The 13,411-nt window shown below is 65.7% G+C and carries 14 protein-coding genes; 6 read left to right on the plus strand and 8 right to left on the minus strand.

What is annotated here, in order from left to right; genetic code table 11:
- Window positions 1–60 precede the first annotated feature (60 nt).
- On the minus strand, window positions 61–405 hold the full coding sequence (locus CA2_RS00555; RefSeq protein ID WP_042411390.1) for a YegP family protein: 345 nt from the start codon (window positions 403–405) through the stop codon (window positions 61–63).
- A 112-nt stretch (window positions 406–517) separates the two neighbouring features.
- Complete coding sequence (gene rodA / locus CA2_RS00560; protein WP_042411393.1) at window positions 518–1,690, minus strand: rod shape-determining protein RodA; 1,173 nt, start codon at window positions 1,688–1,690, stop codon at window positions 518–520.
- Window positions 1,691–1,780: 90 nt separating this feature from the next.
- On the opposite strand from rodA, the gene CA2_RS00565 reads away from it, so the two are divergent.
- The 5 genes from CA2_RS00565 (at window position 1,781) to mtgA (ending at window position 7,109) form a co-directional block, all read left to right on the plus strand.
- On the plus strand, window positions 1,781–2,365 hold the full coding sequence (locus tag CA2_RS00565; RefSeq protein ID WP_042411396.1) for a YqiA/YcfP family alpha/beta fold hydrolase: 585 nt from the start codon (window positions 1,781–1,783) through the stop codon (window positions 2,363–2,365).
- A 171-nt stretch (window positions 2,366–2,536) separates the two neighbouring features.
- Complete coding sequence (locus tag CA2_RS00570) at window positions 2,537–4,612, plus strand: ribonuclease catalytic domain-containing protein (protein ID WP_042411398.1); 2,076 nt, start codon at window positions 2,537–2,539, stop codon at window positions 4,610–4,612.
- Window positions 4,609–5,469: an energy transducer TonB gene (locus CA2_RS00575; RefSeq protein ID WP_042411400.1), complete on the plus strand. Its 861-nt coding sequence runs from the start codon at window positions 4,609–4,611 to the stop codon at window positions 5,467–5,469. Before CA2_RS00570 ends, CA2_RS00575 begins: the two co-directional genes overlap by 4 nt.
- Before the next feature lie 51 nt (window positions 5,470–5,520).
- Entirely contained in the window at window positions 5,521–6,387 is an 867-nt protein-coding gene (gene aroE, locus CA2_RS00580; protein WP_042411402.1) for a shikimate dehydrogenase, read from the plus strand.
- Window positions 6,384–7,109, plus strand: coding sequence for a monofunctional biosynthetic peptidoglycan transglycosylase (gene mtgA / locus CA2_RS00585; protein ID WP_042411405.1), 726 nt, complete (start codon window positions 6,384–6,386; stop codon window positions 7,107–7,109). Before aroE ends, mtgA begins: the two co-directional genes overlap by 4 nt.
- 103 nt (window positions 7,110–7,212) lie before the next feature.
- Here the strand turns inward: mtgA and CA2_RS00590 are convergent, their stop codons facing one another.
- Window positions 7,213–7,992, minus strand: coding sequence for a hypothetical protein (locus tag CA2_RS00590; protein WP_156105918.1), 780 nt, complete (start codon window positions 7,990–7,992; stop codon window positions 7,213–7,215).
- A gap of 138 nt (window positions 7,993–8,130) precedes the next feature.
- Here CA2_RS00590 and ruvC point away from each other — a divergent pair, with 138 nt between their 5' ends.
- Window positions 8,131–8,688, plus strand: a complete 558-nt coding sequence (gene ruvC, locus CA2_RS00595) for a crossover junction endodeoxyribonuclease RuvC (RefSeq protein ID WP_042411407.1) — start codon at window positions 8,131–8,133, stop codon at window positions 8,686–8,688.
- 190 nt (window positions 8,689–8,878) lie between these two features.
- Here the strand turns inward: ruvC and CA2_RS00600 are convergent, their stop codons facing one another.
- The 5 genes from CA2_RS00600 to ftsA form a co-directional block, all read right to left on the minus strand.
- On the minus strand, window positions 8,879–9,319 hold the full coding sequence (locus CA2_RS00600) for an RcnB family protein (RefSeq protein WP_052369779.1): 441 nt from the start codon (window positions 9,317–9,319) through the stop codon (window positions 8,879–8,881).
- Between the two features lie 185 nt (window positions 9,320–9,504).
- Complete coding sequence (locus CA2_RS00605; RefSeq protein ID WP_042411411.1) at window positions 9,505–9,687, minus strand: hypothetical protein; 183 nt, start codon at window positions 9,685–9,687, stop codon at window positions 9,505–9,507.
- A 33-nt stretch (window positions 9,688–9,720) separates the two neighbouring features.
- On the minus strand, window positions 9,721–10,644 hold the full coding sequence (gene lpxC, locus CA2_RS00610; RefSeq protein WP_042411414.1) for a UDP-3-O-acyl-N-acetylglucosamine deacetylase: 924 nt from the start codon (window positions 10,642–10,644) through the stop codon (window positions 9,721–9,723).
- A gap of 161 nt (window positions 10,645–10,805) precedes the next feature.
- Window positions 10,806–12,059, minus strand: coding sequence for a cell division protein FtsZ (gene ftsZ, locus CA2_RS00615; RefSeq protein WP_042411418.1), 1,254 nt, complete (start codon window positions 12,057–12,059; stop codon window positions 10,806–10,808).
- Window positions 12,060–12,180: 121 nt separating this feature from the next.
- Window positions 12,181–13,410 (minus strand): cell division protein FtsA, encoded by a 1,230-nt coding sequence (ftsA, locus tag CA2_RS00620; RefSeq protein WP_042411421.1) that lies wholly within the window; start codon window positions 13,408–13,410, stop codon window positions 12,181–12,183.
- Between the last annotated feature and the right edge of the window lies 1 nt (window position 13,411).

Consider the following 13,411-nt stretch of genomic DNA (forward strand, 5'->3'; position numbering starts at 1 on the left):
TTGCCATTGTAGGCAGGCTGCCATGCCCTCACCACGCAGTGGTTGGCATATGGGGCCTGCCTATGCGGCCGCTGCGCTCTGGTCGTCCAGCGCAGCGTCCGCCGCATTCTTCATGACGGAGGCAATGCCGTTGTCACGTGCCACTCTGGAGGAATACATCTCGCTGCGGCCAATCACCTGACCATTCGTGGCCTTGAGCGTAAAGTAGGATGAGCCATCCTTGCCGTCGAGCTTGTCAAAGCGTGCCTCCAGAGGCCCATTCTTGCGCACCGACTCCACACCGTTCAAGGCGCTGGCCTTGGCCTCATACATCTCGCTGCTCAGAATGATCTGGCCGTTGACGGCATGGAGATTGAAAAAGAATTTTCCGTTCTTGGATTGCTTCAGCACGTACTTGGCAACCACGGCTCAGGTCCTTTCAAGAAAGAAAGGCTGGCACAGACATTGGCCAGCCCTGGAGGCTTTGTACGCGAACTTGGCGCAAGAGCCCAGCCGCAGAGCCCTGGCAACCGCGGATTTACAACGTGTGTTTCGGCTCCGCCATGGACAGCCGCTGCGCGCGGGCGACCGACATCAGCACCCCCAGGGCCAGCCCCAGGGTCACCATGGCCGTGCCGCCATAGCTGATGAACGGCAGGGGCACGCCGACCACGGGCAAGATGCCGCTGACCATGCCCATGTTCACGAAGGCGTAGGTGAAGAAGATCATCGCCACGGCCGAAGCCATCAGGCGGCCGAACAGGTTCTGCGCCTTGACGGCGATGGCCAGGCCACGCCAGACCAGCAGCAAAAAGCCCAGCAGCAGGCACAGGTTGCCGATCAGGCCGAACTCCTCGGAGAACGCCGCGAAGATGAAGTCGGTGGTGCGTTCGGGGATGAATTCCAGGTGGGTCTGCGTGCCGGCCATGAAACCCTTGCCCCAGACGCCGCCAGAGCCGATGGCAATCATGCCCTGGATGATGTGGAAGCCCCGGCCCAGCGGGTCGCGCATCGGGTCCAGCAGGGTGCACACCCGGGTGCGCTGGTAGTCGTGCAGGAAGTACCAGCTCATGCCGTCCTGGCACAGCCAGGGCTCGTTCCAGATCAGCCAGGCGATGCCCACGGCCCCCAGCACCACGGGCGGCACCACCAGTTTCCACGGCAGGCCGGCAAAAAAGATCACCGACAGGCCCGCTGCCATCACCAGCAGGGCCGTACCCAGGTCCGGCTGCTTCATGATCAGGGCCACAGGTACCATCAGCAGCACAAAGGCGACCACGAAGTCGATGGCCCGCAGCACGCCCTCCCGCTGGTGGAACCACCAGGCCAGCATCAGCGGGCCGGCGATCTTCAAAATCTCGGAGGGCTGGATCACCACGCCCACGTTCACCCAGCGCTGCGCCCCTTTGCGCGTGATGCCGAACAGCAACACCGCCACCAGTAGCACCACCCCCAGGGTGTACAAGGGCACGGCCACGGCCATCAGCTTGTGCGGGGGGATCTGGGCCACCACGAACAGGATGGCCGCCGCCAGCAGCATGTTGCGCCCATGGTCGACAAAGCGCGTGCCATGGTCGTAGCCGGCCGAATACATGGCCAGCAGGCCCAGGGACGCCATGCCGGCGATGATCAGCAGCAAAAGCGGATCAAAGCCACGAAACAGCGGCAAGATGCGTTGGAGAATGTTGGGCTTGTCAAATTCGGCGGCCATAGTCCACCATTATCTGCTGCCCGCTTTGCCCCTGGAACGTGTGGACGCTCACCAGCGGCGCAGCACCCGCCCATCCACAGACACCTGCCCATGCCCACCACCCACCTGCTGTACCTGCACGGTTTTCGCTCCTCGCCCCAGTCCACCAAGGCCCGCACCATGGCCGAGTACGTACAGCGCCGGCACCCGCAGGTGAGCTGGTACTGCCCGCAGCTGCCGCCCTCGCCGCGCGCCGCGATGGAGCTGGTGATGGCGCAGGTGCGCGACTGGCCCGGCGAGCGCATGGCGGTGATCGGCTCTTCGCTGGGTGGCTACTACGCCACCTGGGTGGCGCACCAGAAGCACTGCAAGGCCGTGCTGCTCAACCCCGCCGTCTGGCCGGACCACTCGCTGGAGCAGTACATCGGCCAGCAGACCAGTTGGCACCACCCCGAGGAAGCCTTCTTCTTCCGCCCCGAATACATTCAGGAGCTGCGCGACCTGGCCCTGCACGAACAGGCCGCCACCGCCCCGCAGTTGGGCGTGTTTGCCAAGGGCGACGAGGTGCTGGACTGGCGCCAGATGGTGGCGCGCTACCCCGAGGCCGAGCAGCTCATCCTGGAAGGCGGCGACCACGCCCTCAGCGACTTTGACAGCCACCTCTCGCGCATCCTGGACTTCCTGGACCTGGCCTGAAGCCAAAAACATAGCGGATGGCGCACGTTGCACAAGCACTTCAGGCTGAAAATGCTTTGAAACGACCGTTGCACCTGCGCAGCCCACTTTGCTTTGGATAGCTTGCCGCTGGCACCGCCGCCGCGGGCAAGCGCCCTCCGGGGGAAATTCGCGGCGTGGGACAATCGCGGCATGCACGCATTGTTTGAAGATGCCGGTAAGTTTTTGGCCGGCCGTATCCTGTCCGAGGCCGATGCCTCCTCCCAAATCGAGCTGGCCTCTGGCAAGCGCGTCAAGGTCAAGGCCGCCAACGTCCTGCTCAAGTTCGAGAAACCCGAGCCCGCCGAGCTGATGGCCAAGGCCGAGGCCATCGCCGCCAGCGTCGAGCTGGACCTGGCCTGGGAATTCGCCCCCGAAGAAGAGTTCGGCTTTGCCGACATTGCGCGCGACTATTTCTCCGAGTCCGCCCCGCTGAGCGAGCAGGCCGGCATGCTGTTTGCGCTGTACGGCGCGCCGCACTACTTCCGCCGCGCCGGCAAGGGCCGCTTCAAGAAGGCGCCCGCCGAAATCCTGCAGCAGGCCCTGGCCGCCATCGAAAAGAAAAAGCAGCTGCAGGCGCAGATCGACGCCTGGGCGCAGGAGCTGGTCGCCGGCACCTGCCCACCCGCCATCCGCGAGCAGCTGTACAAAATCCTGTTCAAGCCCGACAAGAACGCGCCCGAGTACAAGGCCGTGGTCGAGGCCAGCCGCAGCGCGCAGAAGGCCCCGCTGGAGCTGCTGCAGGCCGCCGGCGCCATCGACTCGGCCTACCAGTTCCACTGGAAGCGCTTCCTGTTCGAGAACTTCCCCAAGGGCACGGCCTTCCCCGCCGTCACCGCGCCCCAGCCCCCGGCCGACCTGCCGCTGGCCGCCGTGCAGGCCTACTCCATCGACGATTCCATGACCACGGAAATCGACGATGCCCTGTCCGTACAGGGACTGGGCACCGGCACCGTCACCGTGGGCATCCACATTGCCGCGCCCGGCCTGGCGATCACGCCCGGCTCGGACCTGGACAAGCTGGGCCGCGCCCGCCTGTCCACCGTCTACATGCCCGGCTACAAGATCACCATGCTGCCCGACGAGGTGGTGCAGATCTACACCCTGGACGAAGGCCGCGCCAACCCCGCCGTGTCGCTGTACGTGACCTATGACGAGGCCACGCTGGAGGTCAAGGACAAGGTCACCAAGCTGGAGCGCGTGCCCGTGGCCGTCAACTTCCGCCACGACAAGCTGGACCACATCGTCACCGAAGCCTGGCTGCAAGACCCCAGCATTCAGGTCGAAAACACGCCCCAGCCCTTGCTGGACAAGCGTGAAGAGCTATCGTTCCTGCACCGTCTGGCCCAACACCTGAAGGCCGGTCGCGAACAGGTGCGCGGCAAGCCCGAGAACTTCTCGCGCCCCGACTACACCTTCCGCCTGGACGGCAATGGCGACAACGAGCCCCAGGGCCACGAAACCGTCAGCATCACCGTGCGCAAGCGCGGCGCGCCGCTGGACCTGATCGTGGCCGAGGCCGCCATCGTGGCCAACAGCACCTGGGGCCTGATGCTGGCCGAATACGGCGTGCCCGGCATCTACCGCAGCCAGGCCAGCCTGGCCCCCGGCGTCAAGGTGCGCATGTCCACCAAGGCCCTGCCCCACGCCGGCATCGGCGTGAAAGCCTATTCCTGGGCCACCTCGCCGCTGCGCCGCTACACCGATCTGGTCAACCAGTGGCAGATCATTGCCTGCGCCCGCCACGGCGCCACGGCCGCCCTGGCGGCACCGTTCAAGCCCAAGGATGCCGAGCTGTTCGGCATCATCAGCAGCTTCGACGGTGCCTACAGCGCCTACAACGGCTACCAGGCCGGCATGGAGCGCTTCTGGACGCTGAAGTACGTGGAGCAGAACGCCATCACCGAGCTGGACGGCGCCGTGATCAAGGACAACGGCCCCAACGGCGTGCTGGTGCGCGCCGACAGCCTGCCGCTGGTCATCAGCGTGGCCGGCGCCCAGGCCCTGCCGCGCGGCGCCCGCGTGCGCGTGAAGCTGGGCGAGATCGACGAGATCACCCTGGACATCCACGGCACCGTGACCGAGCGACTGGACGACCCGCAAGATCCCAGCGATGATGCGCCCCTGGACGACAGCGCCGACGACGAAGAGGACGTGGCCGGCCCCATCGCGATTGCGGTGGACGTCAACGAGTCCGACAGCCCCAGCGCCGATAATTCCAACCCGTGAAACTGCCCGCCGCGCTCCGCTCCATGTCCACACTCAGCCTGACGCTGGGGGTGTCGATCGCCATTCACGCAGCTCTGCTGACGGTGCGCTTTGTCGCCCCCGAGCAGTTCAACCGGGTGTTCCAGGACACGCCGCTGGAAGTGATCCTGGTGAACGCGCAGACGCAGGAGCGGCCGGAAAAGGCCCAGGCCATCGCCCAGGCGGCCCTGGCCGGCGGCGGCGATGCCGCCCGGGGCCGGGCCACCAGCCCGCTGCCCTACTCGGCCCTGACCGCTATCGGCGACGACTTCGAGGAGCGCCAGAAGAAGCTGGACGCCATGCAGGAGCAGCAGACCGTGATGCTGACCCAGCTGCGCAAGCAGCTGTCGTCGATGCCACAGTTCGACCCGCGCGAGCAGTCCCAGCAGCAGGACCGCGAGCAGCAGGAGCAAAAGCGCAAGCAGCTGATCAAGCTGCTGGCCGAGATTGAAAAGCGCATCAACGAAGAGAACGCCCGCCCCAAGAAACGCTACATCAGCCCCGCCACGCGCGAGGAGGTGTATGCCGTCTACTACGACGGCCTGCGCCGCAAGGTGGAAGACAAGGGCACGGAGAACTTCCCCGAGCACAAGGGCAAGAAGCTGTATGGCGAGCTGGTCATGGTGCTGACCGTGAACCACGACGGCCGCGTGCTGGACACCGAGATCGTGCAGGGCTCCGGCATCCCGCAGCTGGACACCCGGGCCCAGGCGATTGCCCGCGCCGCAGGGCCGTTCGGCCACTTCGGCCCGGCCATGCGCGCCAAGGCCGACCAGATTGCCGTGGTCTCGCGCTTCAAGTTCACGCGCGAGCAGACGCTGGAAACCAATGTCCGCTGACGGTGCCTGCGCGCGCGTCCGTCCCTGTCCGTTTTTTTGCCGTTGCACCGAATGACCACCACCGATCTGTACTGCGTTGTGGGCCACCCCGTGGCGCACAGCCGCTCGCCCTGGATCCACACGCGCTTTGCCCAGCTGACCGGCCAGGCCTTGCGCTATGAGCGCCGCCTGGCGCCGCTGGAGGGCTTTGCCGCCGACCTGCAGGCCTTCATCCAGGCCGGCGGGCGGGGTTGCAACATCACCGTCCCCTTCAAGCTGGACGCCGCCCAGGCCGCGCACAGCCACAGCCCGCGCGTGGCACTGGCCGGCGCCGCCAACACCCTGGTGATTGCAACCGATGGCCGCATCCACGCAGACAACACCGACGGCCTGGGCCTGGTGGCCGACATCACGCGCAATGCCGGCATCCCCATCACCGGGCGTGATGTGCTGCTGCTGGGCGCCGGCGGCGCGGCCGCTGGCGTACTGGGCCCGCTGCTGGAGCAAAAGCCCCGCCGCCTCGTCGTGGTCAACCGCACGCATACCAAAGCCCAAACGCTGGTCCAGCAGCACGCGGCCATTGCCACACTACATAAAGTAGAGCTGGTAGCACTTGAAAGACAAGTGCTTGAGACCGATTTGACCCAAAATTTTGACATCATCATCAATGCCACAGCCAGCAGTTTGGCTGGGGATGATGTGCCCGCGCCCGCCAGCGTGCTGCACGCACGCAGTCTGGCCTACGACATGATGTACGGCCCCGCCGCTCAGAATTTTCTGAATTGGGCCAGCAGCCACGGTGCACTCGCACGCGACGGCCTGGGCATGCTGGTGGAGCAGGCCGCCGAATCGTTTGCGCTGTGGCGCGGCGTGCGCCCGCCTTCGACCCAGGTGCTGGACGAGCTGCGCGACCTCCTCGCGCACGAAGCCGCCGCATGAAGGCCCTGGGCCGCTGGCTGGCCGTGCTGCTGTGCGCAGCCCTGGCGCTGCAGCTGTTCTTCATCGCCCGGATTGCGCTGGCCGCCTGGTGGGATCCGCAGTCCACCAGCTTCCAGCGCTCGGAGATGTGGCGCATCTGGCAACAGTCGGCCCAGCAGCGCCACTGGCAGCAGCAGTGGGTGGATTACCCGCGCATCTCCCCCCACCTCAAGCGCGCCGTGCTGACCGCCGAGGACGATGGCTTTGTCGACCATGACGGCGTGCAGTGGGACGCCATCGAACGCGCCTGGGAGCGCAACCAGCAGGCGCTGGAGCGTGCCCAGCGCAGCCAGCGCCTGAGCGCCAAGCCGGTGCCGATCTACGGCGGCTCCACCATCACCCAGCAACTGGCCAAGAACCTGCTGCTGTCGGGCGAGCGCAGCTTCTTGCGCAAAGGCCAGGAGCTGGTGCTGGCGCATGCGCTGGAGCTGTTCCTGAGCAAGGAACGCATCCTGGAGATCTACCTGAACAACGTGGAATGGGGCCAGGGTATTTTTGGTGCCGAAGCTGCCGCGCGCCACTACTTCCGCAAGAGCGCCCAGCAGCTCAGCGCGGCCGAAAGCGCGCGCCTGGCCGTGATGCTGCCGCGCCCCCGCTATTACGAGCAGAACCCGCAGTCGCGCTACCTGCAGTCGCGCACCAGCGCCATCCTGCGCCGCATGGCGGCCACGCCGCTGCCCTAGCGCCACAACCACGCCCGGCAACGGGCCGTCCAACCGAAGGCTGCCCGCGGCACGCCAGCACCACCACGCGGCCGCTCACCGGCGCCAGGGCGGGCAACGGCGCTCAGCCGCCCATCTCGCCATACAGCAACAGCACCTGCAGCGCGGTCAGCGTTTCTTCGTGCAGCGCCGTCAGGGCAGCCACCCGAACCGGGTCCAGGATGGGCCTGTCCTGCCCGTCCACCGCAAAAGGCCGGCCCAGAATTTCGGCCATGTCGATGGTGTAGTAGGACCGGTCGCCATACGGGCGCTTTCCGTCAATGGCGTGCATGGGCCACAGCGGTGCAGCCTCGGTGCTCTCGGCCAGCCATTCCTGCAAGGCCTCGCTTTCCACCTCGCGCCACATGGCGGCACGCAGCAGGGCCAGGTGCTCGGCCCGCAGCTGGAACTGGCCGTGCTGCACACCGGGCAGCCAGGCAGCCATGTCGGCCGGCACGGCATAGCGCCCCGGCGCCAGGTGGGCCTGGGTCACAAACGGCCGCACCCAGTGCGCCACTTCGGCCAGCCGCTGCGTGGCCAGGGTGGCGTCGTCGGTGGCCAGCAATTGCTGGGCGCGCTGCACGGCGGGGGGCTCACCGCGCAGCGGCTGGCCGGGGTCGACCCCGGGCGCACCGGATTCGACCGGCAGCCACCACACCCGCAGCGCGCGCACCAGTTGCAGATGCTGCGGGGTGAACACCGGCAGGGGGGCCGCGCGGAACACCTGCTGCACCATCTCGGCATGGCGCGGGGTGGAGGCTGTGGCCAGCACCACGATGCGCCAGCCCACCAGCACCAGCACGGCCGCCCCCAGGCCCAGCAGCAGGCGCAACAACACACGGAACAGGCGACGAAGGATAGGCATGGGCAGACACGGCAAGGGACACACAAGGGGCGCAGTGTACCCAGGGCAGTGCCAGTTCCACGGCGGCCATGCGGGCATGCGGCACAATCGCAAGCAAGCGCAGCCTGCGCCGCCCTCCCCTTGTTCCCAGCACTTTCCATGCGAATCCTTGGCATTGACCCCGGCCTGCAGACCACCGGCTTTGGCGTGATCGAACGCGACGGCCACCAGCTGCGCTATGTGGCCAGCGGCACCATCCGCACTACGCGCACCGAAGGCGTGGCGCTGGGCGATCTGCCGGGGCGCCTGAAGATCCTGTTCGAGGGCGTGAGCGAGGTGGTGGCGCGCTACCAGCCCGACACGGCGGCCATCGAGATCGTGTTCGTCAACGTGAACCCGCAATCCACCCTGCTGCTGGGCCAGGCGCGCGGTGCAGCGCTGACCGCCCTGGTGACCCAGGACCTGCCCGTGGCCGAGTACACGGCGCTGCAGATGAAGAAGGCCATCACCGGCCATGGCCGGGCGGCCAAGGGGCAGATCCAGGAAATGGTCAAGCGCATGCTGCAGCTGCCCGGCCTGCCCGGCACCGATGCGGCCGACGCGCTGGGACTGGCCATCACCCACGCCCACGCCGGCGCCATGCTGGACAAGCTGGCCCAGGACTCCGGCCTGCAGCGCCGGCAGCACGCCATGCTCAAGGCCGGCCGCGCCTACTGAACCGCTGTCGCCTGGCTGTGCCGAAAGGCCACACGCCAAAATCGCCCGTAGCGCTTACCCCGTCAGCGCAGAGTGCTCTGCTTTTGATGCAATCGACCATGGCCTGCCACTGGGCACAGCAGGCCATGGCAAAGGGCCATCACGGCGGGGCGCCCCATGCACAGCGCTGCGCCCCGGCGCCAAGCGCCCCTCAATACATGCTGTGGATGATGAGCTGCGAGATCACGCCGGTCGCAATCGCCACCAGCATGTAGTCACCGCCGTAACGCACCCAGTGGTAGCCGCGGGGCGGCTGGTGCAGGCGGTGGCCACGCCAATCGTGCACCACGTAGCGTGTGGCACGGTACTGCGGCGGCAGGCGCGTGCCCTTGACCCAGTTGTGCTGCGGGCCCGCGCCGCGGTAGTAGCGGTGGCCCGGAGGCGGTGGTCGGTGGCCGGGGTGCGCCTGCGGACCATGTGGCCCACGGTCACGGTGCCAGCCGGCAGAAGGCCCGGGCTTGTGGCGGTGCTGCTGGGCGTAGGGTGCGTCATGGTGGCGGCCGCCGTGCGGCTGTGCCTGGGCCACGGCGCTCACCCCCAGGGTCAGGGCCACAGCGGTGGCGATCGAAGCAGTGAAACGTTGCAGTTGCATGGTGCGTCCTTTCCGAGGCAGAAAGCAAGCAGCCGGAGCGGCTGCCACAACGCCATCATGCGAGAAAAAACGGACCGCCCCGGCCGGTGCAGCCCAGCTTTACGGAACTTTGCCCCTGCCCCGCACCGCTTTGCACAGACTTTACAGATGCAAGCAAGTGCACAGCCCTGCACGGGCCCGTGCGCTCAGATCAGCAGGAAGCGCGACAGGCCGAGCACGGCAAAAAAGGCCAGCCCGGCGATCACGGCCCACTTCAGAATCACCAGCCCCCAGCGGCGATAGTGCGGCCGGCCCGTGCCCAGGTAGAAGACAAAGCACAGGGCCGAGGTGATCAACAAAGCAAAAAGCAGCCAGCGAAAAATCAGCATGGCTGCTTTATACCGTGATTCCCAGGGCGGGACTTACCAGGCCAGGGCGGTCTGGGCAAATCCGGCGGGGGCCTTGCGTTCGTTGTCGAAGGTGACGAATTCCCAGTTGGCGGCATCGGCCAGCACGGCACGGATCAGCTGGTTGTTCATACCATGGCCCGAGCGGAAGGCGCTGTAGGCACCCAGGATGGGATGGCCGATGACGTACAGGTCGCCGATCGCGTCCAGGATCTTGTGCTTGACGAACTCGTCGTCGTAGCGCAGCCCGTCGCTGTTGAGCACCTTGTAGTCGTCCATGACGATGGCGTTGTCCAGCCCGCCGCCCAGCGCCAGGCCATTGGTGCGCAGCATTTCCACGTCTTTGGTAAAGCCAAAAGTGCGGGCGCGCGCGATGTCGCGCATGTAGTTGCCTTCGCCCATGTCGAACTCGAACGACTGGCCGGTGGAGTCCACGGCAGGGTGCGAGAAATCGATATCGAACTTCAGCTTGAAGCCGTGGTAGGGATCAAAGCGCGCCCATTTGAGGTTTTTTCCTTCCCCTTCACGCACCTCCACGGTCTGCTTGATGCGGATGAACTTCTTGGGCGCGTTCTGCAGCTCGATGCCCGCGCTTTGCAGCAGGAACATGAACGAGGACGAGGAACCATCCAGGATGGGCACTTCCTCGGCCGTGATGTCGATGTACAGGTTGTCGATGCCCAGCCCGCACAGGGCAGACATCAGGTGCTCGATGGTGTGCACCTTGGCGCTGCCCACCCCGATGGTGGAGGCCATGCGCGTGTCCACCACCGCCTGGGCCGTGATGGGAATGTCGACCGGCTCCGGCAGGTCCACCCGGCGGAACACGATGCCCGTATCCGGCTGCGCAGGGCGCAACGTCATCTCGACACGCTGGCCGCTGTGCAGCCCCATGCCGACGGCACGGGTGAGGGTCTTGATGGTACGTTGCTGGAGCATGGGTCAATTTTAGCGGCGGAGGGCATTTTTCCGCCCCGCCAAGGACATGGAAATTTCTATAACGCCGATTGACGCCTGCCGTTGACCCCGGTGTGTTGGCCAACGTTACAAGCATAAAAAAACCGGGTTCAAGAACCCGGTTTGGGGACCGCGCTGTCGGATCAGTCCGCCTGCTTGCGCAGGAAGGCAGGGATTTCCAGATCGTCCATGCCACCCGAGGACAAGGCATCCACACGGGCTGCGGCCTGGGTACGGTTGGTGCGCCAGACGCTGGGCACGCTCACATCGGCATAGCCACCGCCCACGCTGGCGGCACCACCCATGGCAGGCGCTGTGGCAGCGCCCATGCTCACGCCGCCCATGGCGGCCGTGGGGGCGCCGGCGTAGGCGAAATCGCCGTCCGTGCCGGTGCGCAGACCACCCTGGACCACGGACATGGCCTGGCGGCGGGCCGCAGGACGCGACAGGCCGGTGGCCACCACGGTCACACGGATGTCGTCACCCAGCGAATCGTCGTAGGCAGCGCCATAGATCACGTGTGCGTCGGGCGAAGCGTAGGCGTTGATGGTGGACATGGCCAGACGCGACTCGGCCAGCTTCAGGCTGCCTTTGGCGGCCGTCACCAGCACCAACACACCCTTGGCGCCGGACAGGTCAATGCCTTCCAGCAGCGGGCAGGCCACGGCCTGCTCAGCCGCGATGCGTGCTCGGTCGGGACCGGAAGCGCGGGCTGTACCCATCATGGCCTTGCCAGGCTCGCCCATCACGGTGCGCACGTCTTCGAAGTCGACGTTCACATGGCCGTACTCGTTGATGATTTCGGCGATACCGCCCACGGCGTTCTTGAGCACGTCGTTGGCCTGCGCGAAAGCTTCTTCCTGGGTGATGTCATCGCCCAGCACTTCCAGCAGCTTTTCGTTCAGCACCACAATCAGCGAGTCGACATTGGCTTCCAGCTCGGTCAGGCCGCCATCGGCGTTCTGCATGCGGCGGCCACCTTCCCACTCAAAGGGCTTGGTCACCACGCCCACGGTCAGAATGCCCATCTCCTTGGCCACGCGCGCGATCACGGGTGCCGCACCGGTGCCAGTACCGCCGCCCATGCCGGCCGTGATGAACAGCATGTGCGCCCCTTCGATCGCAGCACGGATGTCTTCCACGGCGGCTTCCGCGGCTTCACGGCCTTTGTCGGGCTTGCTACCAGCACCCAGGCCGCTCAAGCCCAACTGGATGGTGCGGTGCGCGTTGCTGCGGATCAATGCTTGCGCATCGGTGTTGGCGCTGACGAATTCAACGCCTTGCACATTGCAAGCAATCATGTGCTCAACGGCGTTGCTGCCGCCGCCGCCCACACCGATCACCTTGATCTGCGTGCCTTGATTGAATGTTTCGGCTTCGATCATTTCGATGGTCATGTTGGTGCTCCTGGAGATTTTTGAAATGGGTTCAGTGGTGCTGTATAGGGGGCTTCTCTTCGTCGTCGGTATCGAAAATCCGTGGGAGGCCCGGTAATGCGCATACGTCGAGAGCACATAGTTAGAAGTTTCCCACAATGAAGTCTTTAAATCGACCAAAAGCGGTCTTCATGGACCCACTCTTTTGTGCCACCTTGAAACCGCGCAATCTTGCTTGTCGCGCTTCTTCCAGCAAACCCATCACCGTCGCGGAGCGCGGCTGCGCCACCATGTCGGCCAATGCACTGGAATACTTGGGCACGCCGCGGCGCACGGGCTTGAGGAAAATGTCCTCGCCCAACTCCACCATGCCCGGCATCACGGCACTGCCACCGGTGAGCACGATGCCCGAGGACAACACTTCCTCATAGCCGGACTCGCGGATGACCTGCTGTACCAAAGAGAAGATTTCTTCCACACGGGGTTCGATCACACCGGCCAGCGCCTGCTTACTGATCATGCGGGGGCCGCGATCGCCCAGGCCCGGCACTTCCACCTGGCTGTCGGGATCGGCCAGCATCTGCTTGGCATAGCCGCTTTCCACCTTGATGTCTTCGGCATCCTTGGTGGGGGTGCGCAACGCCATGGCGATGTCGCTGGTGATCAGGTCGCCGGCGATCGGAATCACGGCGGTATGGCGGATCGCACCGCCCGTGAAGATAGCGACGTCGGTGGTGCCGGCGCCAATATCGACCAGGGCCACGCCCAGGTCGCGCTCATCGTCGGTCAGCACCGCCTGGCTGGCCGCCAGCGGGTTGAGCAGTAGCTGCTCCACCTCCAGGCCACAGCGGCGCACGCACTTGATGATGTTTTCCGCCGCGCTTTGCGCGCCGGTCACGATGTGCACCTTGGCTTCCAGGCGGATGCCGCTCATGCCCACGGGTTCCTTGACGTCCTGGCCGTCGATCACGAACTCCTGGGGCTCCACCAGCAACAGGCGCTGGTCCGAGGAGATGCTCACCGCCTTGGCGGTTTCGATCACACGCGCCACATCGGTGGGCGTGACTTCCTTGTCCTTGATGGCCACCATGCCACTCTGGTTCAACCCGCGGATGTGGCTGCCGGTGATGCCGGTGTAGACACGCTGGATCTTGCAGTCGGCCATCAGCTCGGCCTCTTTGAGGGCCTGCTGGATGCTCTGGACCGTGGCTTCGATGTTCACCACCACGCCACGCTTGAGGCCGTTGCTCGGCGCCACGCCCAGCCCTGCCAGCTTGAGCTCGCCATTGGGCATGACCTCGGCGACCACGGCCATCACCTTGGCAGTGCCAATGTCCAAACCGACGACGACGTCTTTGTACTCTCTTGCCATA

Origin of the sequence: Comamonas aquatica NBRC 14918, assembly GCF_000739875.1 — a bacterium.
Taxonomy (GTDB): Bacteria; Pseudomonadota; Gammaproteobacteria; order Burkholderiales; family Burkholderiaceae_C; genus Comamonas; species Comamonas aquatica.

What these genes read in the sequence shown, in the direction of transcription:
- mtgA (WP_042411405.1), top strand. Translation starts at nt 6,384, where the DNA reads ATGAAGGCCCTGGGCCGCTGGCTGGCCGTGCTGCTGTGCGCAGCCCTG.
- CA2_RS00600 (WP_052369779.1), bottom strand. Translation starts at nt 9,319, where the DNA reads ATGCAACTGCAACGTTTCACTGCTTCGATCGCCACCGCTGTGGCCCTG.
- aroE (WP_042411402.1), top strand. Translation starts at nt 5,521, where the DNA reads ATGACCACCACCGATCTGTACTGCGTTGTGGGCCACCCCGTGGCGCAC.
- CA2_RS00605 (WP_042411411.1), bottom strand. Translation starts at nt 9,687, where the DNA reads ATGCTGATTTTTCGCTGGCTGCTTTTTGCTTTGTTGATCACCTCGGCC.
- lpxC (WP_042411414.1), bottom strand. Translation starts at nt 10,644, where the DNA reads ATGCTCCAGCAACGTACCATCAAGACCCTCACCCGTGCCGTCGGCATG.
- CA2_RS00565 (WP_042411396.1), top strand. Translation starts at nt 1,781, where the DNA reads ATGCCCACCACCCACCTGCTGTACCTGCACGGTTTTCGCTCCTCGCCC.
- ftsA (WP_042411421.1), bottom strand. Translation starts at nt 13,410, where the DNA reads ATGGCAAGAGAGTACAAAGACGTCGTCGTCGGTTTGGACATTGGCACT.
- CA2_RS00590 (WP_156105918.1), bottom strand. Translation starts at nt 7,992, where the DNA reads ATGCCTATCCTTCGTCGCCTGTTCCGTGTGTTGTTGCGCCTGCTGCTG.
- ruvC (WP_042411407.1), top strand. Translation starts at nt 8,131, where the DNA reads ATGCGAATCCTTGGCATTGACCCCGGCCTGCAGACCACCGGCTTTGGC.
- rodA (WP_042411393.1), bottom strand. Translation starts at nt 1,690, where the DNA reads ATGGCCGCCGAATTTGACAAGCCCAACATTCTCCAACGCATCTTGCCG.
- ftsZ (WP_042411418.1), bottom strand. Translation starts at nt 12,059, where the DNA reads ATGACCATCGAAATGATCGAAGCCGAAACATTCAATCAAGGCACGCAG.
- CA2_RS00570 (WP_042411398.1), top strand. Translation starts at nt 2,537, where the DNA reads ATGCACGCATTGTTTGAAGATGCCGGTAAGTTTTTGGCCGGCCGTATC.